The organism is Marinomonas sp. THO17 (assembly GCF_040436405.1).
Lineage (GTDB): Bacteria > Pseudomonadota > Gammaproteobacteria > Pseudomonadales > Marinomonadaceae > Marinomonas.
Window position 1 is genome coordinate 272,980 of the sequence record NZ_AP031575.1, and the last position, 24,596, is coordinate 297,575.

Below are 24,596 nucleotides of genomic sequence, written 5' to 3' on the forward strand. Positions count from 1 at the left end.
GAAAGTAAGAATAAGCCTCTGTACTTGTCTTGATAGGCTATTATTTAGAAAGCCCGCAAGAGAACTACTTAGATGTTGATTATTAGTGCAACAAAGAAGCTATTGTATTGGCCAATAGACTTGTTCGTGTTTTTCTTAATGCATTGATATAAAAATTATTAAAGGGTCATGGAGAGATGTTATGTCTAAAGTAGAGGCCACGTTAAAAATTGCACAATCTTTGATGGCTGCACCCTATGCTGCTTTGGTATATCAAAACGGGCAAATCGTTTCTAATGGTAAATTAAAGCACTATTCTTTCGCCGATGCTTTGGCCACCAATTTGGCCATGCAAGGTTCTCATCGCATTGTCGATATTGAAACCGAAGTGGATTTGCCTCCGATTCTTCGAGACATATCGTCATTGCGACTTTGTTTTGTTGAGCCTATTAAGCAGTGTCGCGCGACTTTAGTTTGTCTTGGTGAAGAGCCTTATTCAAGAACAGGAGCGAATCTTGACCAAGATTTGGAAGCTTTGGTGAGTTTGCTTGCGACGATTTTGTCCGGTCAAAGTGGAGGCATTGCTCGTCAAGATCTGTTGAACCTACACGATAATATCCCGGCATTTGTCGCTCTAGTCGACAAAGATTTGCGTTATGAATTTGTTAATGAAACCTATGAGCGTCGTTTTTCCTTACCAAGACAGGAAATTATCGGCAAGCGTATTCCTGAACTCATACCAGCAGAATATTTCTCGAAAATTAGCGACAAACTTGCTGAGGGTCTGTTGGGTAAACCTGTGAACTATAATTATCAAGTGAACATTGGTGATAATAAAGAGCAGCGTTTTATTCAATCATCCTATGTACCAAGATTCGAAAATGGTCAGGTAACAGGTTTATATCTATGCATGCAAGATATTACTGCTCAACGGCGTACCATAAACACGCTTAAATCCTTGCATAGTGTGACTGCCGACAGTGAGTTATCACTCGATGAAAAGTTACAAAAAATACTGTCAGTTGGCTGTAAGCAGTTTTCTTTGCCTTTTGGCTTGATCAGTAAAATTGATGGTTCGCTGTATGAAGTTAAACATGCTTTTACGCCAAATGGAGAGGTGCCTGTTGGGGCAACCTTTGAACTTGATGGAACCTATTGCGTTCATACCTTAAACAATGACTTGCCAACGGCCTATCATCATACCGGAATCAGTGAAATTCAAAACCACCCATGTTATCAAGCGTTTGGCTTGGAAGCTTATATTGGCATTGTTATCTATGTGGATAATCAGCGCTATGGAACATTAAACTTTTCCAGTCCTAACCCTAAGTTTGAAGCATTTGGAGAAGATGACTTTGAGCTGATGAAGCTATTAGGACAGTGGGTTGGTAATGCGATAACGACTCACCTTGCTGAGGTCAAAATTAAACAAGCTAAACGTCAACAAGAGTTGATTTTAGAAGCCGTTCATGAAGGGATATTTGGTATCAGCTTAGAAGGTGAAATTACCTTTGTAAATACGGCTGCTTGTAACATCTTAGGCTATTTATCAGAAAACATATTAGGTAAAAATATACTCAACCTTGTTAACACATCTGAGCCAAGTTACTTATCCTGCCAACCTGTTTTGACCGCTATTCAGCATACTTTGTCATCTGGACAACAGAGTCAAGTCAGAGCAGAGCACGTCTCACAAACGGGGGAGCAATTTGTTTGTGAGTATTCCTGTATGGCGGTTCGTGATGAGCAGAATCGTATTACGGGGGCTGTGGTTTCCTTCCAAGATAGAACGGAACAAATTCATGCTGAACAAGATTTGCGTGAGCAGAAAAAAATGTTCGAGTCTTTGTTCATGAATGCACCAGAAGCCATAGTCTTTGTCGACCATCAGCGTGTTATCAAAATGGTGAATCCTGCTTTTTGTGACATGTTTGGTTATCAAGTTGATGAAGTGATTGGTCAAACGACTGAACATTTGTATGCCGCTGAAAGTGATTATGTGGATTTAGGTCATAAATATTATGGCGAACAGCACATTGAATCAGACCGATATCTAGCCGCTTATCGTAGCAAACAGGGGGGGATTTTTCATGCGGAAACCATAGGCAGTCGTATTGAGGACCAGGATGGACAGTTGCTTGGCTACATAGCCCATGTGCGTGATGTGAGTCAGCGTCTTGAGGTTGAGCGTAAAATGATCAATACCAATATACGCTTGTCGATTGCTGCAGATGCGGCTGGTATTGGTGTGTGGGAATTTGATTTAGCTGATCGTCACTTGCAATGGGATGATTGGATGTACCGTTTATATGGTATTTCAAAAGACCACAAAACCTCGCCTATGGAAGTATGGGAAGCGAGTGTTCATCCAGAAGACAGAGAGAAGCTGCAAGAAATTCTCAGTGGCATTGAGCAAAGTGGTTTTCAAGTAGAAAATCAACAAGAAGCATCCGCTATTGCGCAAAAATTGGATTTTGATTTTCGTATTACTCGTCGTGATGGACAGTTACGTTATCTTAAATCGAATGCAGCCGTATTGTTTGACGAGCAAGGTGTCGCCACTCGTTTAGTTGGTGTGAACATGGATATCACGTCACGTAAAGAAACGGAGGAATTACTCCGTACCGCGAGTGAACAGGCGGTGGCGGCCAGTAAGGCGAAAAGCAACTTTTTAGCCACCATGAGTCATGAAATCAGAACGCCATTAAATGGTGTACTTGGGATGGCTGAACTGATGGCGGGAACCAAATTAGATCGAGAGCAAAGCGAGCAATTACGTGTGTTGCGAGACTCAGGTGAAAGTTTGTTGGAGTTGATTGACGGTATTCTAGATTTTTCTAAGATTGAGGCTGGTCACTTGTCTATTGAACGGGTGGATTTTGATCTGGAAAAAGCCATCTTTGATGTGGTGCGATTACTGATGGTGAAAGCGGAGGAGAAAGGCATTGATTTATTGGTTGAGTATCAAGATTCCTGTCCGCGTTATTTGGTAGGTGATGTTTTCCGTATTAAACAAGTCCTCACTAATTTGGTCAGTAATGCGATTAAATTTACTCATGTGGGACATGTGCTGATTTCTGTCAAAGGTCAGACCGATAAGCAAGGTCGCGTTTCTTTTGTGATGAGTATTTCTGATACAGGAGTGGGCATAGCGAAAGAGGCTCAACCACATTTATTCAATGCTTTTGTACAGGCTGATAGTTCAACAACGCGTAAATTTGGTGGTACAGGGTTGGGGTTAGCCATCACCAAGCAATTGGTTGGATTAATGAATGGCAGTGTAGCATTGGATAGTGAGTTAAATATTGGTTCCTGTTTTAGTGTCTCGTTAACCTTACCTGAAAGTCATGCCAAACCAAGGCCAGAAGTTGTTGCCGATGAGGCTTTATTGGTCGGCAAGAAAACCATTGTTATTGATGACAATGAAACCAATCTAACCATTCTTAAAAACCAATTATCTTCTTTCGGTATTGCGGCGCATACCGAGTCGAAACCACAAAAAGCCTTATCTCGAATTCATGGGGCTTACGATAATAATCAAGCCTACGAGATCATTATATTGGACTACATGATGCCCGAACTAGATGGCCTAATGCTATCAAGAAAAATTCGTGAATTATGTGGTTCTTTATACCAGCCAATTATCTTGATTACTTCTTCAGCCGGCTTGTTGTCTCATCAAGAATTAACGGATGCAGGGATAAACTTGTGTATTGCAAAGCCCATGGGGGCCAGAAGCTTGAAGAAAGGCCTTGCTTATTGTTTGTCCAAAGACGTTTTGGCTTATCAGGTCATTAGCGACGATCAGACTGCCATAGAAGAGGTTAGTTCTGAACAAACGCTTAGCAAACGAGACTCTCGTGACCGTATTTTGGTAGTCGAGGATATGAAAGCCAATATGGCGGTTGCTCATGGCGTATTGAGCCGCATGGGTTTTGAGGTAATTGAAGCAACGAATGGTGCTATCGGTGTGGAATGTTGGCAAGAATATCATCCAAATTTGATTCTGATGGATTTACACATGCCTGTGATGGACGGTTTAACGGCCATGAGGCACATTCGACAAGCGGAAAAAAATCAGCAATTAAAAAAACGTGTGCCGATTTTTGCGCTAACGGCCGACATTATGCCTGAAACCTCAGCTGAAGTTTTTCGTGCTGGTGGTGATGGTGTCCTTCCTAAACCTTTTAAACAGATTCATTTGTCTCAGATTATTGAAGAGTGGTTGCCAAATCATGACCATGATTCATTAGGCGGTGAAGATCTTATACAGCCTGCTCAGTTGGAAGCAAAAGATAGTGTGATTGATATTAGCGTTCTGCATGGTTTAAAGGAGGCGCTAGGAGGTGATATCCGTTTATTAGTGAATGCTTTCTTCGAAGATACGGAGAGTTTGATGTCTCGCTTTGATGAGATTCATTATTCATCAGAAGCAGCAGAAAAAATTAGTCAGTTAGCGCACAGTTTAAAATCTGTCAGTCAGAATGTGGGGGCAATGGCATTATCTGAATTGGCTGCTAGGCTTGAAATACAAGGACGCGAAGGAGAGATTATGGATTACGCACAGCAAGCGAAGAATCTTAAGGTTATGTATCAAAAAGTGAAAAATGAATTAAATCGTGTGATGGTCGAATTATGAAAGTACTAATTGCCGATGATACTAATACGGATCGTTTGTTGCTGAAATTGCTTTTGAGCAAGCTTGGATGTGATGTGATTGAAGCCAGAGACGGTTTAGAGGTAATTGAAGAGTATCAAAGCCATATTAATGACATTGATCTTATTTTGGTTGATGTGCAAATGCCCAAGATGAATGGTTTTGCTGCAGTTAAGCAGATTCGCTCCTTACAACAAGAGGGTGGGCAAGAGTGGTTTCCCATCATCTTTCTGAGTGCCAGTGATGAGGAAGGTGATATTGAAGACGCGATTCACGCCGGTGGTGACGACTACCTGATTAAACCCATCAGTCAAAAAATCCTCTCTGCCAAAATGCTAGCGATGAGGCGAATAGCGGATATGCGTGGCCGCCTCGTTGCCTCTAACAAGATGCTTGAAGAGTTGGCATCAACGGATCATTTAACTGGCGTCGCTAACCGTCGCAGTTTTGAGGTGATGCTGGATGATGCGTTAGAAAGTGTTGATAGTGAAGGCATATCCATTGCGTGCGGTATATTTGATTTGGATAAATTTAAACACATTAATGATGCTTATGGTCATGATGTGGGTGACAAGGTGCTTATTGAGATAAGCAATTGTGTTCGAGATAATCTATCTGAAAAGGATAAGTTGGGACGTTTAGGTGGCGAGGAGTTTGGTTTGATTCTGTTTGATGATCATCAAGATAAGCTGGTTAAGCGTTTAGAGCATATTCGATCGAAAGTTGAAGAATGCGTGATAAAGAGCAAACAAGAGGAGATTAAGGTAACCATTAGCATGGGAGCAGTCGTTTTATCCCCCGAGTTGAATACTAAGCGTAAAGTGCTTAAGCGAGCGGATGAGCTCTTGTATAAAGCCAAGGATCAAGGCCGTAATAGATTGTTGATGTAGCATGGGGGCGTTATAATCCCGCGCACTTAAAATTGAATAAAACGAAACCCTATGAATACCGATTTTTCCATACTTTCCGCTACCTTGTTATTTCTCTTTGTTATTGATCCTTTTGGCAATATTCCTATTTTATTAGCAGCCATGAAAGGCGTGGCGCAAAGACGCCAATCGCAAATCGTCCTGCGTGACGGCATCATTGGTTTGGTCATTCTAGTGTGCTTTTTGTTTTTCGGGGCAGAGTTTTTGGCTTTATTGCATTTGGAAACCGAGTCGATTTCGATCGCTGGTGGTGTGGTGCTATTTGTCATTGCCTTAAAAATGATTTTTCCCAGCGTGGTTCAAGCAGATAAACATCAACCCCTAGAGCCTTTTATTGTTCCTATCTCTATTCCTATGCTAGCAGGTCCATCTACTTTGGCGACTTTGTTGGTTATGGTAAAAAGCTATCCACAACAACAAACGGGTTTATTAATTTCTGTCTTTGCTGCTTGGGGAATCTCTGTGGTGATTTTAGCCTTGGCACCTTTATTGAATCGCATTTTGAGAGAGAAGGGCTTGGCTGCCCTCGAACGATTGATGGGGATGTTGTTATTAATGATGGCTGTTCAAATGCTGGTTAATGGTGTCCGTAGTCTCTTTACCCATACTATGGCTGCACTTTGATTGGTGTTTGAGGATGTTAAGCGCTTGCTCTATTGAGGTAGAGCAAGCTCATGTTTGGCAACCAAAACCCCGTTTAGGTCACAGTAAATAAAGTCACCCGATTCAATATGAATGCCAGCAAAACTTAAGGCCTTACCTATGTCTCCTAAGCCACGTTTTTCAGTGGGCATGGGGTGAGCACATAATGCTTTAATGCCAATGTTTAATTCGGCTTGAGCCGCCACATCACGAATGGCGCCATAGATGACAAAGCCTTCCCAGCCATTATTTACCGCTTTTTCTGCTAACATATCACCTAATAGGGCACGACGTTTACTACCGCCGCCATCCACTACCATTACTTTGCCACGACCATCTTGACTGACTAACTCGCGAACTCGACTATTGTCCTCAAAGCAAGCCACAGTAACAGCTTGACCATAAAAATGCGTCTTTTTACCAAACGATTGAAAAACTGGCTCGGCTATGTCGATTTCTTTTGGATAGAGATCACATAAATCGGGCAGTAAATCTTTCATAAGCTTTCCTCATCTTTTGGATTTATTGTTCTTTGACTTTAAAAGCACTATCAGAATTTAACCACTTTCGTCTTAGTATAATGAGTATAGACAAAGGTGATAAAAGTTATTCTGGATTCAGTTCACTGGTATCAATTAACTCGTATTCGGCGGCGATCTGCAGTAATTGCACGATCAATTCGTCTGGTGGAAGTAGATGCAGGGCAGAATGTTGTCCTTGATCTTCAAATGCTTCGTTTAGATCGACACCATGTTCATTAAACCATTGATGGATACTAAGTATCTCAAAGCTTGGGTCTAAAGCTTTGGTATCGTAAGTGGCTTCTACTAATTTAGAAAGCATTTCTGGATCCAGTGCATAAATGACATCTGTGTCAAATTCATTGGTCCATTCAGCCAATATATCACTGGCTTCAAAACCGAATTCATAAAGCTGTTGTTCGTCCAAATCCTGAGCATTTGGCTCAATTGTATAATGATGAAGCCAGTCATCATCTGGTATGACTAGGACCTCTTTCACTTGAGCGTCATGGGTTGACCAAGTAAATAATAAAGGGAAAGTAGGATCGTCAGGAGAGTTGGCGACAGCTGTGATGAATATAGGTAAACTTGCCATAATTTAGAACCATGCTTGTTAAGGAAGAAAAATGACCAGCCGAATCAAGATCAGCAGTGCATTTGATGGTGGAAATATCTCTGTTATTAATGCCTTAGAGCCGGACAATATTAGAGTAAAGATCCCTCATGATACAAACTCTAAATTTTTGCAGTGGTTTTATTTCCGTCTTCAAGGAGGCATGGGTGAAGAATGTGTGATTTATTTTGACAATGCCAGTGAGGCAGCTTATCCGGACGGATGGGTGGATTATCAAGCTGTCGCATCCTATGACAGGGAAGAATGGTTTCGCGTGCCGACCGATTATCAAGATGGAAAATTAGTGATTCGTCATCAGCCAGAACAGGACAGCATTTATTATGCTTATTTCGCACCATACAGCTATGAGCGCCATTTAGACATGATAGCGTGGGCGGCGAGTCATCAAGATTGTATAACGCATCATCTTGGTGAAACGGCTGAAGGTCGTGATATTACTATGTTGGAAATTAGTCAAACTCAAGGTTTGGCAAAGAATGTTTGGATTATCGCCAGACAACATCCTGGAGAAACCATGGCGGAGTGGTTTGTAGAAGGATTGTTGGAACGTCTTTTTGATGAATCTCACCCAATTGCGCGCAGTTTATTACAAAGTTGTCGTTTTTATGTGGTGCCTCACATGAATCCTGATGGGGCAGTGCATGGTAACTTACGGGTTAATTCTAAAGGTGTAAATTTGAATCGTGAGTGGAAAAATCCAACTCAAGAATTCAGTCCAGAAGTCTTGGCAGTACAGACGAAAATGGCGGAAACCGGGGTGGATTTGTTTCTGGATATTCATGGTGATGAAACTTTGCCTGTTAACTTTGTTGATGGTTGTAAAGGTATTCCGTCCTTTGATGCACGTATGCAAGGCATGGAAACCTTGTTTGAAGATGTTTTTAAAGTGGTCAGTCCAGATTTTCAGACCGATATTGGCTATGCAGCAGATCAGTTTGGAGAGGCGAATTTGACCGTTGCCACCAAATGGGTAGGTGAAACATATCGCTGTTTGTCATTTACCTTAGAAATGCCTTTTAAAGATAATCAGAATTTGCCCGATGACATAGTAGGATGGTCTCCTGAAAGAGCGAAAATATTAGGTGCGGATGTACTTTATCCAATATATCAAGTTATTCATAGTGCCTACATGAAGGTCTAACCTCACTTTTTGTTGTTGATTTATTAGGAAGATAAACATGCCAAAGGCAAGTGAAATCAAAAAAAATGCTGCCATTGAATTCGAAGGCAAAACCTACATAGTGAAAGACGTTGAACGCTCAGTCCCGCAAGGACGTGCAGGTGGTAGTTTATACCGCATGCGCATGTATGATGTGGTGTCGGGTCGAAAATTGGATGAAACTTTTAAGGATTCTGACATGATCAATCTGGCGGATTTGATTCGTCGTCCTGTCATGTTTTCCTATCTAGATGGCGAAGAGTATGTCTTTATGGACAGTGAGAATTTCACGCCATACAACTTAAATCAACGCAGTATCGAAGAAGATATTCTATTCTTAAATGAAGAAACCAGTGGCATTCAAGTGGTGTTGGTCAATGATATACCTGTCGCATTGGACATGCCAACCAATGTTGAGTTGGAGGTTATTGAAACGGATCCGTCTATTAAAGGCGCTTCGGCAACATCGCGAACTAAGCCCGCCGTACTTTCAACCGGTGCAGTGGTTCAGGTGCCTGAGCACATTTCAACCGGTGATCGCATTAAAGTTAATATTGACGAGCGTAAATTTGCTGGCCGCGCAGAAAAATAACAGGCATTCATATCGTTCATCAGCAATATGACAGGAAATCAGGATAGTTTAGGGGCGCAGGAGCAATAACATCTTAAGATGTCTTCCCTAGCAAAGTGATTAATAGCAGCTTAGCTACTTTTAATCGAGTAGAACTGAGAGAGGGTTATATTGTCTCAAGGTGCAATAGTAGCTTTCTTTCTAACTGTGTTTTCCTATAAACAGTTGTTAACACAGGGATTCTTTGTCAATTTGAGGTTTAAAATGACGTTGCATCGTAAATTAATCTTAGCCAGTTGCTCTACACTGGTAGTGGCGGCTTGTGTCTTGGCGCTGATCTCCATCACTTCAATGCGTAATCAGATCCTAAATGATTTAGAGATCAGTATGCATCAGTATGGCGTGAGTAGTGCGAGTCGAATTAGCAGCTGGTTGGAGGGCAAGCAACAAGTAGTGCTGTCTATGAAAAAAATCATAGAAAGTGATCCTACGGATGATCAAGCCATTGTCGATGCTTTAATTCAAGGTAAGATTGCTGGTGATTTTATTAGTGTTTTGTATGGTACAGATCAGGGAGACGCTTACCGTGTAAATGGTAAGAATACAAAAGCAGGTTATGATGTAAAAGCTCGTGACTGGTATCAAGTGGGAGCAAATTCTAATGCTCCTACCATTACCGAACCTTTTTTTGCTGCGACTTCTAAAGTGTTTATTTTGTCAGCGGTGGATCAAGTTCAATCTGATGGTAAATTTTTGGGTGTAGTAACGGCCAATGTTGCCTTAACAGGTATCAATGAAGTGGTATCCAGTTTAAAAGCGCCAGGCAATGGTTTGGCTTTTATTGTGTCTGATTCAGGCAATATTATTTCTTACCCAGATGGTAGTTTAAATAACAAGCCGTTGGAAGAACTGCAGTCGGAACTGAATTTAGCGCAAATCCAAGAAAATATTCGTACCGAGGCTTTAGACGAAGTCAGTGTTAATGATGCTGATTATTTGATGTCGTCTGTACGTATCGAGGGGACTGAGTGGTCCATGGTGTCATTGGGCAATAAATCTATTTTATTGGCTCCTATTCAAAAGCTAATGTTATATCAAATCATTACAGTTATTGTGTTGATTGTAGTATCGACAGTGATATTGAGTTTGTTAATTCGTTATTTACTGACTGACTTGCTAAAAGTATCAACTGCTCTAGAGGATATTGCTCAAGGCGATGGTGATTTGACTGTTACGATTGATACGAAAAGCCAAGATGAAGTGGGTAAACTGGCCAATAATTTCAATGCCTTTGTGTTGAAGTTGAGAGACATTATTAAGAATATAGATGAGTTAAGTAATATTCTATTTGAGCAGTCTCAAAGCAGTGCTCAATCCGTTGCTGAAAGTACCAAGCGATTGAACCGTCAGCAGGATGAAATGGTATCGGTTGTGGCGGCAGTTGAACAAATGACAACGGCAACACAGGAAATTGCTACCAATGCTGAACAAACAGCGTCACAGGCCAATGATACGGTAGAAGTCAGTAGCAGTGGTCAAGCTCTTGCTAAAACCAGTTTGTCCTCTATCAATCAGTTGGCGCAAGAAGTAACTTTGGCAACAGAAGTAATCACCGAATTGAATCAACAAGGCGATAAAATCAATTCGATTGTTTCCACAATCAGCGATATCGCAGAACAGACCAACTTATTAGCGTTGAATGCTGCCATCGAAGCAGCACGAGCGGGAGAACAAGGTCGAGGTTTTGCTGTAGTGGCAGATGAAGTGCGTGTGTTGTCACAGCGTACTCATACTTCTACTGAAGAAATTTCTTCTATGATTTCCAGTTTACAAACCACAACTGCAAAAGCAGTAGATGTGATGGCTTTGTGTCATAAGTTGGCTTCTACTAGTGTGGAGGATACGGAAAAATCAGGTAGTAGCTTTGTGGAAATCGCAAAATCTATTGATATGATTAATGGCATGACAGCGCAGATTGCTACGGCGGCGGAAGAGCAGACCAGTGTGATCAGTGAGATAGGCCAAAATACCTATGCCATTCGCGAAGTGTCCACTCAATTACAAGATGAAATGGGCGAGGGATTAGCGCAAGCCAATAAACTTAAAGAACTGGCAGAAAACCTGAGAGGCCAAGTAGATAAGTTTAAATTGTAGTTTGGGTGTAATGGACATGCGATAGCATGTTTACTATTTTAGGATGGGACATCTGATCAAAAAAAACGGGCCAGTTTGATTGCCCGTTTTTTTTATCCTTTATAAGTGTATTTTGACTATATGTCTTTAGTGTAAATGCACTGACTCTATGTAAAAGAAAACCCTCTGACAAGGAATTTGTCAGAGGGTTTAGGTGTTATGACATTTCGATTAGCTACTTAGAAAGAAGCATCTAATGCAACCCAGTATTCGCGTCCGTGATCAACAAAGCCGTATTCTTCGTCGGTAAACTCTTCATCTAGGAAGTTGTTCATACCAAGACTGACTCTCAAATGTTTGTTGATAGTGTAGTTAGCACCTAAGTCTACTAATTTGTAAGAAGGAGTTGGATCTTCTTCTTCATTGGTTTCACCATAATAGGTGCAGCTGGTCCATACTTTCAGCTTATCATTCACAGACCAATTGACAGAGGCAGTAGCCATATGAAGCGGTATGCTGGTTAGCGGAGAGCCTTTGTCATCACCTGTCAGTATTTCTGAGTCTGTGTAGGTGTAGCTAAGAGAAGCTGATACAGCGTCTGTTAAGTAAGCTTTTCCAGAAATCTCTAGGCCTTTGGTTTCAGCTTCGTCAACATTATACCAGCCTCGGTCCCTTGTACCTACTCCACTTGGGCATTCAATTTCTGCTTCAGAACAGTTTCCATTCTCGATTTTATCTTCGAAGTGATTATTAAACACAGTAATACTAGCTAATAGTTTATCATTTTCAAAAATAGCGCTGATTTCTGTATTAACAGAGGACTCTGGTTTTAAGCTTGCATTACCATATGTTGTTGCATTGTCTGATCGGATTGCCCAATCTTCGGACAATTGTCTTAATTTGGGGGCTTTATAGCCTGTGGATACGCCACCTTTTAAAGTTAGCGTTTCTGTAGCAGAAAAGACACCATATATCTTCGGGCTCAAATGGTTTTTGAAATTCTCATTTTTGTCGGCGCGTAAACCTGTGATTAATGAGAATTGATCTGTCATATACCACTCATCTTCTGCAAATAGAGATAATTGGTTGTTGGATAGCTCAGTTAGGCCGCTAGAAGAAAGGTTATCTTCGTCTTTAAGTTGTGCATCATTATAGCTACCACCAACGGATGTAATATGCTCTTCAGTTGGTAAAATCCAAGTGCTACTTAAAAGAGTGTTTTGAATTTTTACTTCATTTGTTCGATTCAAGTCGTCTTTTAAGTTTTTGGTTGTATCAATTTGTATATAACTGGAGTCTGTAATTTGCCCATATTTACCTGAATGAGTTAAAGCAATGGATTCTTTTTCGTTTTCTTGTTCTTCATCATCCTCCTCAAATAGTCTTTTTTGATGAATTTTAGTCAGATCAAGTCCGAAAGTATGGTTGTCGTTTGCTACTAAATTAAACTTAGCGTTCAAGTTGTTAATTTTTTTCTCTGGATTACCATCTTCAATCTCATCGGCTTCTTGATCATAGTATCCAATGTTTATTTGAGCACTTAAAACGTCTTTTAGAATGGGGCCAGATAAAGAAACGGAGCTCTTTTTAGAATCATTAAATTCACTACCTTCGGCTATTACAACTTCATGTCGAAGGGCACCAGTCCATTCATTACTGGTTTTCTTTGTAATTATGTTGATTACACCGCCAATTGCGCTTGAACCATATAGAGTAGACATCGGGCCACGAATGATTTCAATTCGCTCTATCATAGAAAGTGGTGGCATCCATTCTTGATCATAGCCATCAGCTCGTTTTGCTCTGGTTTCTCTGGAGGTTTGAGGACGTCCATCAATCATAAAGAGTGTGTAATCAGGTGCAAGCCCACGCATCTGAATGTTTGTTGAACCTGCTCCTGATGCTTGAGTGGCTCTAGCCAATTGAACCCCAGGCACGCTTTCGATGGCTTCTGCAAGGTCGCGATAAGCGCCTTTCTCGATGTCTTCTGCAGTAATAACACTAATGGAAGCAGGCGCTTCTGTGGTTTCTTGCTCAAAACCAGAGGCAGTGATAACAAGGTTATCTAGTTGTTCTTCAGCAAGAGCGGCATTGGAAATGGCGACGGCCATAGCGGTGAACGTCAGTACACAGTTTTTTTTCATTATGAAAGAAACTCCAAGTATGGGTGTGGTGTTTTTTTGTTTAAATGTTAATTGTTCTCATTATTGCATTAATTCCTATTTGGTTGTTGCAACATTGTGTTCCGCTTTGTGCAATGTATACAAATTACTGACATTAAAATGCTGTATTTAGGAAGACGTATTGCGAGATGAGTTCTGTTACTGTGCTAACATAGCAGCACAAATATCCAGTTTTTTGAGAAAAATCATGTCATTGCCACCTTGCGTAAGTTGCCAATCTGAATACGTATATCAAGATCACATACTATTGATTTGTCCCGAATGTGGTTATGAATGGAATCCGGATGAGGAAGAGAGTGTTAAGCTAGTGGACGCCAATGGTAACCTTTTGACAGAAGGTGACAAGGTAACGCTTATAAAAGACTTAAGAGTGAAAGGTCGTTCTCAAGTGTTGAAAATAGGCACGAAAGCCTTGGTTAGACGAATTAAAGACGCTAAAGATCATCAGTTGGACTGTCGTGTAGATGGGGCTGGTGAAATGTTTATTTCTGCACACTTTGTGAAGAAGTTGAATTAGATTGAGTTTGATTTTCTTGACTTATTTTGATTTAAGCTAAGTTTTTAATCTGATTAGTGATTATGAAAATATCTTGCCGTATTCAGTTTATTTTTGTTAACATTTTCCCGTGATAGACGTTTAAGTTCTCTCATTGTTGCAAAGCGTTTGCATGAGGAATATAAGTGAAAAATGTTAGTTTTTTGATTGCTGATGATAGTCCTTCTATACGATCGGTGGTGAAGAGTACTATTTATGATCAACTAGGAAGCCAAAGAATTTTATCTGCTGTCAATGGACTAACAGCCAAACTGATTTTACAGAAACAAGCCGTAGACATTATCATCTCGGATTTAGATATGCCTCATCTCGACGGCTTTCAATTGCTGTCATTTGTTCGTTCACATTCGAAATTGAAAGACACGCCTTTTATCATGATGACGTCGGAAGACAGCAAAGAATCTGTTGTTGATGCTATTCAGAAAGGTGTGACTCAGTATTTGGTGAAACCCTTTACATCAGAACGATTAGAAGAAGCTATTCGTCGTGCTTGGTATGGATCAGAACAAAGGCGTAGCGCACGTATTACGGATTTACCTCCTCATAGTCTAGAAGTGTCGTTTGACTTAGAAAAGTCAAAAAAAGGTTCAATCAAAAATCTGAGTAAAACTGGCATACTGATTGAGTTGCCTTATTCAGATGAAATTAAACTTTTTGCTAAATGTCGTGTTGCTTTTAAATTTTCCTTAGGTAAAAGGGGAACATTTAAAGTGACCGAGCTGGTTTATAACACGGTACGTATTGAAACAGCGGATTATTCCACGTCATCTAATACCATGTGCCATGTCGCCGTAAATCTTGATGCGGATGCCAGCCAGCAGGAGAGTATTAATCAACTCACTGAGTTGATGGATATTCTTACCTTGGAAGGTGTAAAGCATGCCACGGTAGAGCAAGAACTTGAGTCACTTGATTTTGAAGATTAACGAAGAGAACTGTAGCTAGTGCGCTGTTATTAATACAAGTTAGGGTAATGGCAAAGAATGTTGTTGAGCAATTTCCATAAATCGCTTTTTCACGTATTTCGGTAAGCTTGGTGGAATGATGAGTTCAGAGGAATCTGAGTCACCCACCTTGATTAACATGACCATACCCATAGTGAAATGAGGCTGGCATTTTACGCCGTAAAATCCGTTTACATCAAATTTCATTGTGATTTCTTCATTGATTGCGCCAGTGATTGCTTTGGCTTGGCGTGGTTTCATGAAGCGAATAATCTGGGCATTGTGGCCCAGATCCACGGCTTTAAAGGTAACAGTATCTCCTAATTTTAGTTGCAAAAAACTTGGTTCGAACACCATGTAACCAAGTTCCCCCTGGTTTTTCATCTCTACCTGATAATCTTGTGCTGTTGCATGAGAAATCATGAAAATGGATACGATAAAAAGTGATAAAAGTTGCATATCGACCTATCTATAGTTTTTATTGACTAGTTTGTTGAATTTAATTTTGTTGTTGTATTTAGTTCAGGTTCTTATCCTAGTATGGTCATAACATAATAGGGTGAAACTCATGTTGAAAAAACTATTTACTCTGAGCTTAGCACAACAACAAAGTCTGGATATTGAGATGTGGCAAGGTTGGGATGCTTGGGTCAGTGTTGATTTCAGTGACTATGAAAGCCTTTCTCATTAAGCATTTTTTGCTAAAGTGTGATGTGAAATAAAATGGATTTGAGGGATAAAAATGACACCAATGCAGTGGGCTTTGATTCTCACTTTAATGGCAGGAATGGCTATGCCATTTGGAGCCATCATTGCACACTTTTTACAGATTAAACCTCGTTGGTTAGAAAAAGAAATCTTGCATGGTATTACCGCATTTGGCGGTGGTGCCTTATTATCTGCAGTATCACTAGTTCTAGTACCTGAAGGGATTAAACACTTTAATGCTGTGCAATCTGCGAGTTTGTTTTTATTAGGCGGTGTGATTTTTATGCTCTTGGATTACCGTTTATCCAAAAGTGGCTCATCCATGAGTCAGCTGATTGCCATGTTGTCTGATTTTATTCCTGAATCTTTAGCCCTTGGAGCGGCAGTGGCAGTAGGGCGAAAAGACGCTATGTTAATTACCTTGTTAATTATTATGCAGAATTTGCCTGAAGGTTTTAACGCTTTTCGTGAGATACGGCAAAGTCGCCAATTTAGTGTGAAAACAGTGATTGGTATTTTTCTTTTACTGGCATTAACCGGGCCAATTGCAGGCATGGCTGCGTACATCTGGTTATCTGAATGGCATGGTATGATTTCTGGCATCATGCTGTTTTCTGCCGGTGGTATTTTATACATTGTGTTTCAAGACATAGCACCACAAGCGGTTCTTGCAAAACATTGGGGACCTCCACTCGGGGCTGTTTTGGGTTTTGCTCTAGGTCTTATTGGTTATGTTATGGTGAACCAATAATCTGACCGTTTTTTAGCTTGTGCGTCTCTCATTTCAAATTTCATCTTGTCTGTAAAACCCATATTCGTTCTTTCAGTTTGTTAGTAAAAATGAATTCTTTTTTTAGATAAAAAGTGATTATTTATGCTTAGTATAAATAATGTATACATTTTTTTGTGTTGTCCGATTATAGTGGTTCATAGTAAGCGATTTGCTGGATGTAAAATAAGGTGGACAAGATGCTGGTATCAATATTAAAGGACGTTAGCTTGAGTGCTGTGGTCGCTGGATTTGTAGCTGTATTGATTGGTTTTGCTAGCTCGGTAGCCATTGTCTTTCAAGCGGCACAAGCAGCAGGAGCGAGCGAAGCCATTGTGGTGTCATGGATTATGGCATTGGGTCTAGGCATGGGGGCTAGCTGTTTTTGCCTCTCTTTATGGTTTCGTGCTCCTGTTATTACGGCTTGGTCCACGCCAGGGGCGGCTTTATTAACGACAAGCTTGGCTGGTTATTCCTATCCAGAGGCCATTGGCGTGTTTATTTTTGCTGGAACTTTGACGCTTATCGTCGGCGTATCAGGATGGTTCGATCGTTTGATGAACTGGGTACCATTACCTATAGCCTGTGCCATGTTAGCGGGGGTGTTGTTTCAGTTTGGTATAAGCATTTTTACTGCTATGCAAGGGGATATTTGGCTAGTAGGGATTATGCTGTTGGCCTACTTAGTTAGTAAACAATGGTTACCGAGATACGCTGTTCTTGGTGTGCTTTTGGTAGGTGTGATGATGGTGGTAGGTCGTTCTAATCAGGCTATTTTTACAGGAATCCCGCTTACTATTGGACATCCTATTTGGGTGTGGCCCGAATGGAACGTTAGTGCTTTGATCGGTATTGGTATTCCTTTGTTTATCGTTACCATGACATCTCAGAATATTCCTGGTGTGGCTGTATTGCGAAGCAGTGGTTATCAAACTCCTGTGTCACCTTTGATTAGCTCAACCGGTTTGGCTTCTATATTTCTAGCACCGCTGGGCGGCTTCGCTTTTAACCTAGCGGCTATTACTGCGGCGATTTGTGCTGGTGATGAATGCCATAAGAATCCAGCAAAGCGATATATTGCTGGCCTTTCAGCAGGTGTGTTCTATGCTATAGCGGGTTTGGCTGGGGCATCGGTGGTTGGTTTATTTACTGTTTTTCCGGCGAGCATGATAGCGGCTTTGGCGGGTATTGCTTTGCTAGGTACGATTGGTACAAATTTAAAAGTCGCAATGCAGGAAGATAGGTATCGCGAAGCGGCTTTAGTTACTTTTTTAGTTACCGTTTCCGGAGCGTCTTTTTTTGGTGTGGCTTCGGCGTTTTGGGGAATCTTATTAGGGATTGCATGTCTGTTAGTCAATAAATGTCGTTAATTAAGGTGGTTTAATGGATTTAGTCGCCGTCATAAAAGAAGATATATTGCACCAGCGCTTACCGACAGGAGTGCCATTAAGGCAAAGTGTGTTGTCAGAACAATATGCTGTCAGTCGTATACCGGTGCGAGATGCTTTACTGAAACTCAAAGGAGAAGGGTGGTTAGTCGCGCATGGCAAAGCTGGGGTGATGATTCCTGAGTTGAATTGGCAAGAGGCGGAGGAGCTTGCTTGGATGCGGGCCAAACTGGAAGTATTAGCACTTGAGCTGGCTTGGTCAAAGTTAACAGTCGAGCATCTTTCAAGTGCTCATTCTTATTTGGATAAACTGGAACAAAAAAATTTGCCTTTAATGACGCGAGGCGATTTGAACTGGTCTTTCCATAGTGCTATTTACGAGGCTTGCCAACGGAATACTTTATTGAGAAATATAGCCTCTCTTAATCAGCAAGCCAGTCGATATTTGGGTTTTCAATTTGGTCCATTGGACTATCACCAACATAGTCAGCAGGAGCATAGGGACTGGTTGGATTGCATTAAGCGAGAGGATAAAACAAGTGCCATAGTTTTGCTTGAGAAGCATATTTTAGCGGCGGGACAACGACTCTCTGAACATTTAAAGAGAAGCGTAGAAGATTAATCGTGACTTTGCGGAATATGAATAGAAAGGCAAGCGCCGCCAAGTCTCGTCGACTGACTTTTACGAGTAAAGCCTAGCTTATTATTTTTGCTATGAGCATTAGCCGATAATTCCGCGAAATACAGGCCTAAGCCAGTGTTGTCGTCAAGCAGGGCATCAAGGTGATGCTCTTCATCTTCATTAAAGCCTGGGCCATCGTCTTCCACGGTTATAATCAGATACTGATCTTCTTTGTAAGCCGACAGCAATATACTGCTTTTCGCGTAACGAAAGGCATTGTATACGCCAGTACTGACGACTGCTGTCATCAGCCTTTCATCAAAACTGCCGGACAGTCCGGTTTCACAATCAAAGGACAGCTCTAATTTTTTTGCGTTCGCTGAAGATGATAAAGCAAATACTTGATCGTCTAAGAATTCTTCCATAAGAAAGGTATCTGGATGTAATTCATAGCCGTCAGATGCCAAGCGATATAAATACAGGTACTCTACCCATTCATCATTGAGTTTTTTTAAGGACTCTTCGATATGGACGATTTTTTTGTTCTGGGGAGCTTTATCGCCAAGGCTTTCTTTCACCGTTTGTAATTGGTACAGAAGGGTGCCAACTTGGTTTTTGCTCTCATGAATGGCGCTTGCCAATATGGTGCTAATGTCGACTTTTTCCATCTTAGATCAATTTCCAAAAAGTTTGGCATAACGGTCATTTTGTTCCTTGGTTGGGGCGGTGGTCGTGGCAGAACCTACCTCACTTAGCCAAACTTCAAAAATTTGCTTGGCTGTAGTGGTCTCTCCGCTAGCAATACAAACATCCATTTCGTATTCATAAGATTTAGCACGTGTTTCAGGTTCTTCAAAGAAGTTCTCGTGAATTTTCTTTAAAGTACTATCAAAGTTATCTTGCTGGCGAGGAAGCAGAGTGCCAGCGTCAGAAATTCTTGCTAAAGACTCTAGGTGTTTTAAATATACCTCAGAGGTATTGTAGCAGGAATGTTTCGCTAAAAAGACCGCTTTACGATAAGCCATTTCAGCGGTGATACTGTCTTCAATCATTAAACTGATGCGACCTAATTCCATTTGCCGCAAAATATTTTTTGGTGATTTGGTGATGGCTTCTATTAAGGCTGCTTGAGCTTCTTTTGGCTTATCTTGCTTGAGTAGTACTTTGGCTAGCCAATCATATGCACTAACGAAAAAGCGATTGTCTAACATAAGCTGGCGCAGCAGTTTTTCTGCCTTGTCCTGTTCATTTGTGAAGTAATAGCATTTGGCCTTGCCAAATAAGGCCCAAGGCATCTTGCGGCTTTTGGCAACTTTGTCAAATAAGCTAAAGGCTTTTCTGTAATCTCGTAACTCTAATAAGCAATCACCAATAATTCGTTCGCACTTACCTTCCAGTGAAGGATGGTTTTCAATGACTTTTTCGGCTTGCTTGATGGCGTCTGAATATTTTTTTGAATCCAAAGCTTTATTTACTTTGAAAAGGCGTTCCTTGGTTTCTAACAATTTATTCAATCGGCGTTGTAGCATAGCCTGAGAAAATGGTTTGGTAATGTAGCCATCAGGTTGATATTCAATAGCGCCCATAACCATTTCAATGGAGGTTTCTGCGGTAACCATCAAATAGGTCGCCGTGTTGGGAATCAGCTTAGAGTGGCGAACTTCCTCTAGTAGTTGTTGGCCGTCCTTGCCTTTACCAAGATTGTAATCTGACAAAATGACGTCGAAGGACTTGCTGCGCAGCAGTTCAATTGCTGTTTCTGCTTTCATCGCAATATCAATGGAAGTAAAGCCAAAATCTGTCAGCATTTTACGCTGCATAATACGAGCTTCAGCCATATCTTCAATCAATAGAGCTTTCTTAGTCGAAAAATCTTGTTGAGCCATAAAACGTTAGGTTCCCAATCGATACATCATAAAAAAGACTTATTAGGGTCGGCTGCTAAGTCTTCGGAGAAGATTTCGTCTTCTTCAGAGGTTTGTTGAGGAATAGCATAAGATTCTCTCGCCCACTCACCAAGATCAATTAATTTACAACGTGCACTGCAAAACGGACGGTCAGGATTGTCAGTTGACCAAGCTGTTTTATTTTGACAGGTTGGACAGGAGACAAGGCTAGAATTTTGTATCATTTGAGCAGACCTAGTATTTTTTCATGCATAGATAAAACTTTAGCATTCATCTTGTTAATATTTCCAGCATTTTCAAGGCTGAAGTCAGCTTTGTTGAGTCTTTCATGGTTGCTGAGTTGGGAATGAATGATGTTCAGTGCGGTAGATTCATCACAGTGATCACGTGATATAACACGCTTTAGCTGGATATCTTGTGGTACATCTAATGCAACAACAAAGTGACATAAACTATTTTGACCTGTTTCAAACAATAGAGGATGAACCAAAAGTACGTAATCTGATTGGGCAGCTTGCAGTTGCTTTTGTAACTCTTTTCGAACGGCTGGATGCGTAATGCTTTCTAACCATTTCTTCTCATCGACATTATGGAAAATAATCTCTCTAAGGGCTTTACGGTCTAAAGAGCCGTCGGTTAGAAGAATACCGTCACCATATCTTTGTTGGATCTGTTGTAATGGGACAGATCCAGGTTCAACCACTAAACGAGCTACATCGTCCGCGTCTACGGTTTCAATACCTAAGTCTCGAAAGTATTTTGCAACTGTGCTTTTACCAGAACCGATGCCGCCGGCCAAGCCAATGATAGGAGGTGCTAATGCCATAAAACCTGTATGTAGAATAAATCAATACCTGAAAAAGCCAAAAAAGAGTCAAACGCTAATTTAGTCCTTCTCAGCTTAGATTGATAAATACTATATAAGATTCCCAGTAAAGATGCACAAACTAGTATGCCAGCAAGTTGAAAAAATACCTGTCCTAACGGTTAAAACGCTCGTTAATTTAGCATCTCCCAGATTAACACCATGAAGCTTTAACGCAGCATAATGAAGCTTATTGATAGCATAGATAAGAAAGAAAACCATACACTTAACTACGCAATACAGACCAATGAATGATGATGAATAATCAAAGTGGGTCGCAGAGAAAACCAGATACACGCGTCGGTTAGGTATATTGGTTGGTTGGGTATTAAAAAATGGTTTTTATCAATTAAGGTGGCGGTAATGATACTGCACATGATGTCAACATGTAACGAAGGTGCGAACAAGTCCACTGATTTCAGCGTGTGGACTTGTTAGTGCCTTCCTTAACTCAGATTAAACAAGGGCTGATAAATAGCAATAAGGGTATTGGCAACGAAGCTACCTGCAATCATTAAGCAGACAGCAGGAATTAACTTCTCTAAAAAAATAATCTTTTGTTGCCAGTGGTTTTCATGCTTACGAGCAGCCAGTTGTAAGGCACGTTCTAAATCACCATCTTGTTCGGCCGAATGCAGTGCTATATGGGATTCGCCAGGAAACCAACTTTCAGGAAAGCTGTCTACATAGCTCTGCCCTAATTTTAATTGATAATAAATTTCTAAGCTCTGATCTATGCAGTTTTGATTAGTCAAAAAGGTATGTAGGTTTAATAAGGATTGCTGCAAACTGTTGCCTGTTTTGCGGGCATTACTGAGTATGGAGAATATTTTAGCTAATCGAAAGGTGGGGCTGATTTTTTCTAGCCAAAAGCAAGCTGTGCCATTACGCAAAATGAATATGAGATAAATTTGTGCCGTGCAGGTCACTAAGTAGCTAAGGGTAGGTTTTGCCATAGCGAGTACCATGTTGTTATCATCCGGTGTTTGCCAATAGGTATTAGTGAGGGCGATAACCAAGGCAATTTGAATGACGCAGAAAGGGTAGGCACAGGCTTTTAATAAACGCTGTGACCAATTTAATAAGCCATTCAGTTGTTGAATGGACACAGTCAAGCTTTGTATGCAATCTTCACGAGTACCTTTTGTATTGATTAATTGACAATAGGGTGCCGCCATTGTTAAGGATAAACTGGCCAGTAAATTATTGAAGGATCTACCTTTATTCAGCTCACTTAGTAAGGCTTTATTGATTAAGCATATGTTTCTATTTCGCGATGACATACTAAGATGCTTTATCGCTTCGTGTAGTTGTAAGCCGGAGGTCAGTGCGCTCTGTATTTCTTGATAAAACAACAAGAGAGTGGCGTAATTTAGATAATGAGGCCGCCATGGGCAAATTTGAACATGCCATTGTTTTTGACGAATAAACTGAAACGTCAAACTGGCCGCAGATTTGGCGTAATGTATTTCCTCTTTTTGGTTGGCTATTTTTACTTGATACCAAGGCATGTTATTTCCTTTTTCAATATTACAGTGCCTGCCAAAGCTCACTAGATTGAATCAAGTCTGCATAACTGGAGGGGAATATTTCCTGCCAGCGAGGTCGTATGGCAGTGAATTTTGCGTGTTGCTTGGAATCGTTATAGTGCATGGATTGATGAATAATAAGCTGCAGGGAACTGACTAAAGAAAAGAAATCGACTTGCCAAGTATGACAACGGTGAATGGCATCAAGTGCTGAGTTGGTATGTAATGTTGCGAATACTAAATGACCAGTAAGCGCGGCGCTTACCGCTAAATTGGCGGTTTGTGCATCACGAATTTCGCCAATCATAATAATGTCAGGGTCTTGTCGTAAAAAGGCCTTTAATAAAGCAATCGCATCCAAACTAATGGCCGGATTCGGCTCACATTGAAATATGCCAGCTAGTTCGTACTCGACTGGGTCTTCTATGGTGAAAATACTTTTTTTACCACTGTTGATAGCATCTAAACAGGCATAGAGAGTGGTGCTTTTACCTGCTCCGGTGGCCCCGCACACAAGGATTAGACCGCTGGGCTCTTGTAGGCAAAATTTCAACTGCTCGAGTATGGCGGCAGGCATATTCAAATCATTCAAGCCTAATTGCTGTTTTTCTGGTAATAGGCGTAAGGCTACTTTTTCACCTCGTATGCTAGCCATAATGCTGACGCGTACAAACCAAGTATTATCTTGATCAACAAAAGTAAATTGACCCTCTTGTACTCGTCGTGATTCCGACAGATCTAAATTTGCCTTCATTTTAATGCGATTGAGCAGCTTTTCAGAAGTGGATAAATCCACCATTTTACTTAGTTTTCCATGTTGTCTGTGTAACACAGATATGCCATTTTGACTTTGCTCAATATGGATGTCACTGGAGCCAGCTTGACTGGCGGTTGCCAGTATTTCTTCGAGTGTCATTCTGCCTCCTCGTTTTGTTGTTGACATTGTTGAGGCAAAATCTGTGCGTTGATATTACTGATACAAGCCCAGTTGCGATTGGCGTCTCTTTGATAAGTAAGGATGTCACCTTCATTTATTTCAGTGCTGTCGTTTAAGGTAAGGATTACATCGCCTTGAACTTTATTTTGATTGGCCACGGATATGTTTTTTACGATGGAATCATCGGGCAAGATATGTTTTATTTGATGAAAATCATCGCTCGATGGAAAGCGCCCATTGAGTAAAATAAACTCTTCAACTAAGGCTTGGTGTTGCGTAGCGACATTTTGTGCATCAATCAGTTTCGCCTTGGCGATTTGTCGGTTAAAAGATGGGGCTGATAGACTGGCTAAAATAGAGATAATGGCGATAACCACCATTAATTCCAACAAGGTAAACCCCCGTTGAAAAACAAGAGACATTGACATTCTTCACTCCTTGAAGATGTATCAGGCTTCCTGCCTGAATTTGTTAGTGATACATGATATTGTTTGGATGAATGTTAAACAGTTTGATCTAGCATTTCACCTCTAGGTGTTTGTTCCGAGTAATAGGGTGACTGATTAATTTTTCCGAATATGGGTAAATCCTGTTCGTCGTCAAACACTTCATCGAAGTCATTCGCTTCTTCTTCTTTTCTTTTACTTTTGATGTCGTCGTCTTTTTTACGTGTTTGACCCTGTAGCGCTTGTCCCTGCTCTGAAATGGTCACAATTAAATCACTGGACGCTTTAGCATTGCGTGCATGAAGTGCCGCTAGGTTGTTGTCTTCATCTGAGCGTACGTCATAGGTAGTATAGCCAGGTTGAGCTGTACTTGAATGAGTATGATTTGAAACGGCAATAGAATGAGGGACGCTGCCGGACATAATATTCACCACCTAGTATGTAAAAAAATGTTAATGGTTAAATATTAGACGGCTTTGAATTAATTGTCCAATCTGACATCAGGAGTCATGACAGA

At 40.8% G+C, this 24,596-nt stretch carries 24 protein-coding genes; 12 read left to right on the top strand and 12 right to left on the bottom strand.

What is annotated here, in order from left to right:
- Positions 1-181: 181 nt before the first annotated feature.
- Genes ABXS85_RS01220 through ABXS85_RS01230 form a run of 3 tightly spaced genes read left to right on the top strand, consistent with a single transcriptional unit; the run spans position 182 to position 6,189 of the window.
- Positions 182-4,618, top strand: a complete 4,437-nt coding sequence (locus ABXS85_RS01220) for a PAS domain S-box protein (protein ID WP_353668230.1) — start codon at positions 182-184, stop codon at positions 4,616-4,618.
- A complete protein-coding gene (locus tag ABXS85_RS01225; RefSeq protein WP_353668231.1) occupies positions 4,615-5,526 on the top strand; it encodes a diguanylate cyclase in 912 nt (303 codons plus the stop codon). Before ABXS85_RS01220 ends, ABXS85_RS01225 begins: the two co-directional genes overlap by 4 nt.
- 51 nt (positions 5,527-5,577) lie before the next feature.
- Positions 5,578-6,189 carry a MarC family protein gene (locus tag ABXS85_RS01230; protein ID WP_353668232.1) on the top strand — a complete coding sequence of 204 codons (612 nt, stop codon included), beginning with the start codon at positions 5,578-5,580 and terminating at the stop codon, positions 6,187-6,189.
- Between the two features lie 29 nt (positions 6,190-6,218).
- Here the strand turns inward: ABXS85_RS01230 and ABXS85_RS01235 are convergent, their stop codons facing one another.
- Both ABXS85_RS01235 and ABXS85_RS01240 read right to left on the bottom strand, forming a co-directional pair.
- Positions 6,219-6,707 carry a putative 4-hydroxy-4-methyl-2-oxoglutarate aldolase gene (locus tag ABXS85_RS01235; RefSeq protein WP_353668233.1) on the bottom strand — a complete coding sequence of 163 codons (489 nt, stop codon included), beginning with the start codon at positions 6,705-6,707 and terminating at the stop codon, positions 6,219-6,221.
- Between the two features lie 106 nt (positions 6,708-6,813).
- On the bottom strand, positions 6,814-7,323 hold the full coding sequence (locus tag ABXS85_RS01240) for a hypothetical protein (protein WP_353668234.1): 510 nt from the start codon (positions 7,321-7,323) through the stop codon (positions 6,814-6,816).
- 31 nt (positions 7,324-7,354) lie between these two features.
- On the opposite strand from ABXS85_RS01240, the gene ABXS85_RS01245 reads away from it, so the two are divergent.
- The 3 genes from ABXS85_RS01245 to ABXS85_RS01255 all read left to right on the top strand — a co-directional run bounded on the left by ABXS85_RS01245 (position 7,355) and on the right by ABXS85_RS01255 (position 11,246).
- Positions 7,355-8,503 (top strand): M14-type cytosolic carboxypeptidase, encoded by a 1,149-nt coding sequence (locus ABXS85_RS01245; protein WP_353668235.1) that lies wholly within the window; start codon positions 7,355-7,357, stop codon positions 8,501-8,503.
- A gap of 37 nt (positions 8,504-8,540) precedes the next feature.
- Complete coding sequence (gene yeiP, locus ABXS85_RS01250) at positions 8,541-9,113, top strand: elongation factor P-like protein YeiP (RefSeq protein WP_353668236.1); 573 nt, start codon at positions 8,541-8,543, stop codon at positions 9,111-9,113.
- A 243-nt stretch (positions 9,114-9,356) separates the two neighbouring features.
- Positions 9,357-11,246, top strand: coding sequence for a methyl-accepting chemotaxis protein (locus tag ABXS85_RS01255; RefSeq protein ID WP_353668237.1), 1,890 nt, complete (start codon positions 9,357-9,359; stop codon positions 11,244-11,246).
- Between the two features lie 218 nt (positions 11,247-11,464).
- Here ABXS85_RS01255 and ABXS85_RS01260 read toward each other — a convergent pair whose 3' ends face one another.
- A complete protein-coding gene (locus tag ABXS85_RS01260) occupies positions 11,465-13,369 on the bottom strand; it encodes a TonB-dependent receptor (RefSeq protein WP_353668238.1) in 1,905 nt (634 codons plus the stop codon).
- 226 nt (positions 13,370-13,595) lie between these two features.
- On the opposite strand from ABXS85_RS01260, the gene ABXS85_RS01265 reads away from it, so the two are divergent.
- Together ABXS85_RS01265 and ABXS85_RS01270 are read left to right on the top strand one after the other, a co-directional pair.
- Entirely contained in the window at positions 13,596-13,925 is a 330-nt protein-coding gene (locus ABXS85_RS01265) for a zinc ribbon domain-containing protein YjdM (RefSeq protein ID WP_353668239.1), read from the top strand.
- Between the two features lie 164 nt (positions 13,926-14,089).
- Positions 14,090-14,890: a response regulator gene (locus ABXS85_RS01270; RefSeq protein WP_353668240.1), complete on the top strand. Its 801-nt coding sequence runs from the start codon at positions 14,090-14,092 to the stop codon at positions 14,888-14,890.
- Positions 14,891-14,929: 39 nt separating this feature from the next.
- Here ABXS85_RS01270 and ABXS85_RS01275 read toward each other — a convergent pair whose 3' ends face one another.
- Complete coding sequence (locus ABXS85_RS01275; protein ID WP_353668241.1) at positions 14,930-15,367, bottom strand: pseudoazurin; 438 nt, start codon at positions 15,365-15,367, stop codon at positions 14,930-14,932.
- Between the two features lie 109 nt (positions 15,368-15,476).
- Between ABXS85_RS01275 and ABXS85_RS01280 the strand changes: the two genes are divergently transcribed.
- The 4 genes from ABXS85_RS01280 (at position 15,477) to ABXS85_RS01295 (ending at position 18,395) form a co-directional block, all read left to right on the top strand.
- A complete protein-coding gene (locus ABXS85_RS01280; protein ID WP_353668242.1) occupies positions 15,477-15,599 on the top strand; it encodes a hypothetical protein in 123 nt (40 codons plus the stop codon).
- A 51-nt stretch (positions 15,600-15,650) separates the two neighbouring features.
- Positions 15,651-16,367 (top strand): ZIP family metal transporter, encoded by a 717-nt coding sequence (locus tag ABXS85_RS01285; protein WP_353668243.1) that lies wholly within the window; start codon positions 15,651-15,653, stop codon positions 16,365-16,367.
- A gap of 218 nt (positions 16,368-16,585) precedes the next feature.
- The gene (locus ABXS85_RS01290; RefSeq protein ID WP_353668244.1) at positions 16,586-17,755 is read left to right on the top strand and encodes a benzoate/H(+) symporter BenE family transporter; all 1,170 of its coding nucleotides are present in this window, start codon (positions 16,586-16,588) and stop codon (positions 17,753-17,755) included.
- Positions 17,756-17,768: 13 nt separating this feature from the next.
- Positions 17,769-18,395 carry a GntR family transcriptional regulator gene (locus tag ABXS85_RS01295; RefSeq protein WP_353668245.1) on the top strand — a complete coding sequence of 209 codons (627 nt, stop codon included), beginning with the start codon at positions 17,769-17,771 and terminating at the stop codon, positions 18,393-18,395.
- On the opposite strand, the gene ABXS85_RS01300 is transcribed toward ABXS85_RS01295, so the two are convergent.
- From ABXS85_RS01300 to ABXS85_RS01335, 8 genes are all read right to left on the bottom strand, one after another.
- Positions 18,392-19,063: a HAMP domain-containing sensor histidine kinase gene (locus ABXS85_RS01300; protein WP_353668246.1), complete on the bottom strand. Its 672-nt coding sequence runs from the start codon at positions 19,061-19,063 to the stop codon at positions 18,392-18,394. The genes ABXS85_RS01295 and ABXS85_RS01300 overlap by 4 nt on opposite strands.
- Positions 19,064-19,069: 6 nt before the next feature.
- Positions 19,070-20,281 carry a response regulator gene (locus tag ABXS85_RS01305; RefSeq protein WP_353668247.1) on the bottom strand — a complete coding sequence of 404 codons (1,212 nt, stop codon included), beginning with the start codon at positions 20,279-20,281 and terminating at the stop codon, positions 19,070-19,072.
- Positions 20,282-20,307: 26 nt separating this feature from the next.
- Positions 20,308-20,526, bottom strand: a complete 219-nt coding sequence (gene yacG / locus ABXS85_RS01310; protein ID WP_353668248.1) for a DNA gyrase inhibitor YacG — start codon at positions 20,524-20,526, stop codon at positions 20,308-20,310.
- Entirely contained in the window at positions 20,523-21,128 is a 606-nt protein-coding gene (gene coaE, locus ABXS85_RS01315; RefSeq protein ID WP_353668249.1) for a dephospho-CoA kinase, read from the bottom strand. The genes yacG and coaE overlap by 4 nt, the downstream gene beginning before the upstream one ends.
- Before the next feature lie 485 nt (positions 21,129-21,613).
- Positions 21,614-22,678 carry a secretion system protein gene (locus ABXS85_RS01320; RefSeq protein ID WP_353668250.1) on the bottom strand — a complete coding sequence of 355 codons (1,065 nt, stop codon included), beginning with the start codon at positions 22,676-22,678 and terminating at the stop codon, positions 21,614-21,616.
- Between the two features lie 19 nt (positions 22,679-22,697).
- Positions 22,698-23,612, bottom strand: a complete 915-nt coding sequence (locus ABXS85_RS01325) for an ATPase, T2SS/T4P/T4SS family (RefSeq protein WP_353668251.1) — start codon at positions 23,610-23,612, stop codon at positions 22,698-22,700.
- On the bottom strand, positions 23,609-24,061 hold the full coding sequence (locus ABXS85_RS01330) for a pilin (RefSeq protein WP_353668252.1): 453 nt from the start codon (positions 24,059-24,061) through the stop codon (positions 23,609-23,611). Before ABXS85_RS01330 ends, ABXS85_RS01325 begins: the two co-directional genes overlap by 4 nt.
- Before the next feature lie 74 nt (positions 24,062-24,135).
- On the bottom strand, positions 24,136-24,501 hold the full coding sequence (locus ABXS85_RS01335; protein WP_353668253.1) for a hypothetical protein: 366 nt from the start codon (positions 24,499-24,501) through the stop codon (positions 24,136-24,138).
- Positions 24,502-24,596 lie beyond the last annotated feature (95 nt).

Bases quoted from the DNA above. Each gene is read 5' to 3' on its own strand.
- ABXS85_RS01220 (WP_353668230.1), top strand. From the start codon at position 182: ATGTCTAAAGTAGAGGCCACGTTAAAAATTGCACAATCTTTGATGGCT.
- ABXS85_RS01225 (WP_353668231.1), top strand. From the start codon at position 4,615: ATGAAAGTACTAATTGCCGATGATACTAATACGGATCGTTTGTTGCTG.
- ABXS85_RS01230 (WP_353668232.1), top strand. From the start codon at position 5,578: ATGAATACCGATTTTTCCATACTTTCCGCTACCTTGTTATTTCTCTTT.
- ABXS85_RS01235 (WP_353668233.1), bottom strand. From the start codon at position 6,707: ATGAAAGATTTACTGCCCGATTTATGTGATCTCTATCCAAAAGAAATC.
- ABXS85_RS01240 (WP_353668234.1), bottom strand. From the start codon at position 7,323: ATGGCAAGTTTACCTATATTCATCACAGCTGTCGCCAACTCTCCTGAC.
- ABXS85_RS01245 (WP_353668235.1), top strand. From the start codon at position 7,355: ATGACCAGCCGAATCAAGATCAGCAGTGCATTTGATGGTGGAAATATC.
- yeiP (WP_353668236.1), top strand. From the start codon at position 8,541: ATGCCAAAGGCAAGTGAAATCAAAAAAAATGCTGCCATTGAATTCGAA.
- ABXS85_RS01255 (WP_353668237.1), top strand. From the start codon at position 9,357: ATGACGTTGCATCGTAAATTAATCTTAGCCAGTTGCTCTACACTGGTA.
- ABXS85_RS01260 (WP_353668238.1), bottom strand. From the start codon at position 13,369: ATGAAAAAAAACTGTGTACTGACGTTCACCGCTATGGCCGTCGCCATT.
- ABXS85_RS01265 (WP_353668239.1), top strand. From the start codon at position 13,596: ATGTCATTGCCACCTTGCGTAAGTTGCCAATCTGAATACGTATATCAA.
- ABXS85_RS01275 (WP_353668241.1), bottom strand. From the start codon at position 15,367: ATGCAACTTTTATCACTTTTTATCGTATCCATTTTCATGATTTCTCAT.
- ABXS85_RS01280 (WP_353668242.1), top strand. From the start codon at position 15,477: ATGTTGAAAAAACTATTTACTCTGAGCTTAGCACAACAACAAAGTCTG.
- ABXS85_RS01285 (WP_353668243.1), top strand. From the start codon at position 15,651: ATGACACCAATGCAGTGGGCTTTGATTCTCACTTTAATGGCAGGAATG.
- ABXS85_RS01290 (WP_353668244.1), top strand. From the start codon at position 16,586: ATGCTGGTATCAATATTAAAGGACGTTAGCTTGAGTGCTGTGGTCGCT.
- ABXS85_RS01295 (WP_353668245.1), top strand. From the start codon at position 17,769: ATGGATTTAGTCGCCGTCATAAAAGAAGATATATTGCACCAGCGCTTA.
- ABXS85_RS01300 (WP_353668246.1), bottom strand. From the start codon at position 19,063: ATGGAAAAAGTCGACATTAGCACCATATTGGCAAGCGCCATTCATGAG.
- ABXS85_RS01305 (WP_353668247.1), bottom strand. From the start codon at position 20,281: ATGGCTCAACAAGATTTTTCGACTAAGAAAGCTCTATTGATTGAAGAT.
- yacG (WP_353668248.1), bottom strand. From the start codon at position 20,526: ATGATACAAAATTCTAGCCTTGTCTCCTGTCCAACCTGTCAAAATAAA.
- coaE (WP_353668249.1), bottom strand. From the start codon at position 21,128: ATGGCATTAGCACCTCCTATCATTGGCTTGGCCGGCGGCATCGGTTCT.
- ABXS85_RS01320 (WP_353668250.1), bottom strand. From the start codon at position 22,678: ATGCCTTGGTATCAAGTAAAAATAGCCAACCAAAAAGAGGAAATACAT.
- ABXS85_RS01325 (WP_353668251.1), bottom strand. From the start codon at position 23,612: ATGACACTCGAAGAAATACTGGCAACCGCCAGTCAAGCTGGCTCCAGT.
- ABXS85_RS01330 (WP_353668252.1), bottom strand. From the start codon at position 24,061: ATGTCAATGTCTCTTGTTTTTCAACGGGGGTTTACCTTGTTGGAATTA.
- ABXS85_RS01335 (WP_353668253.1), bottom strand. From the start codon at position 24,501: ATGTCCGGCAGCGTCCCTCATTCTATTGCCGTTTCAAATCATACTCAT.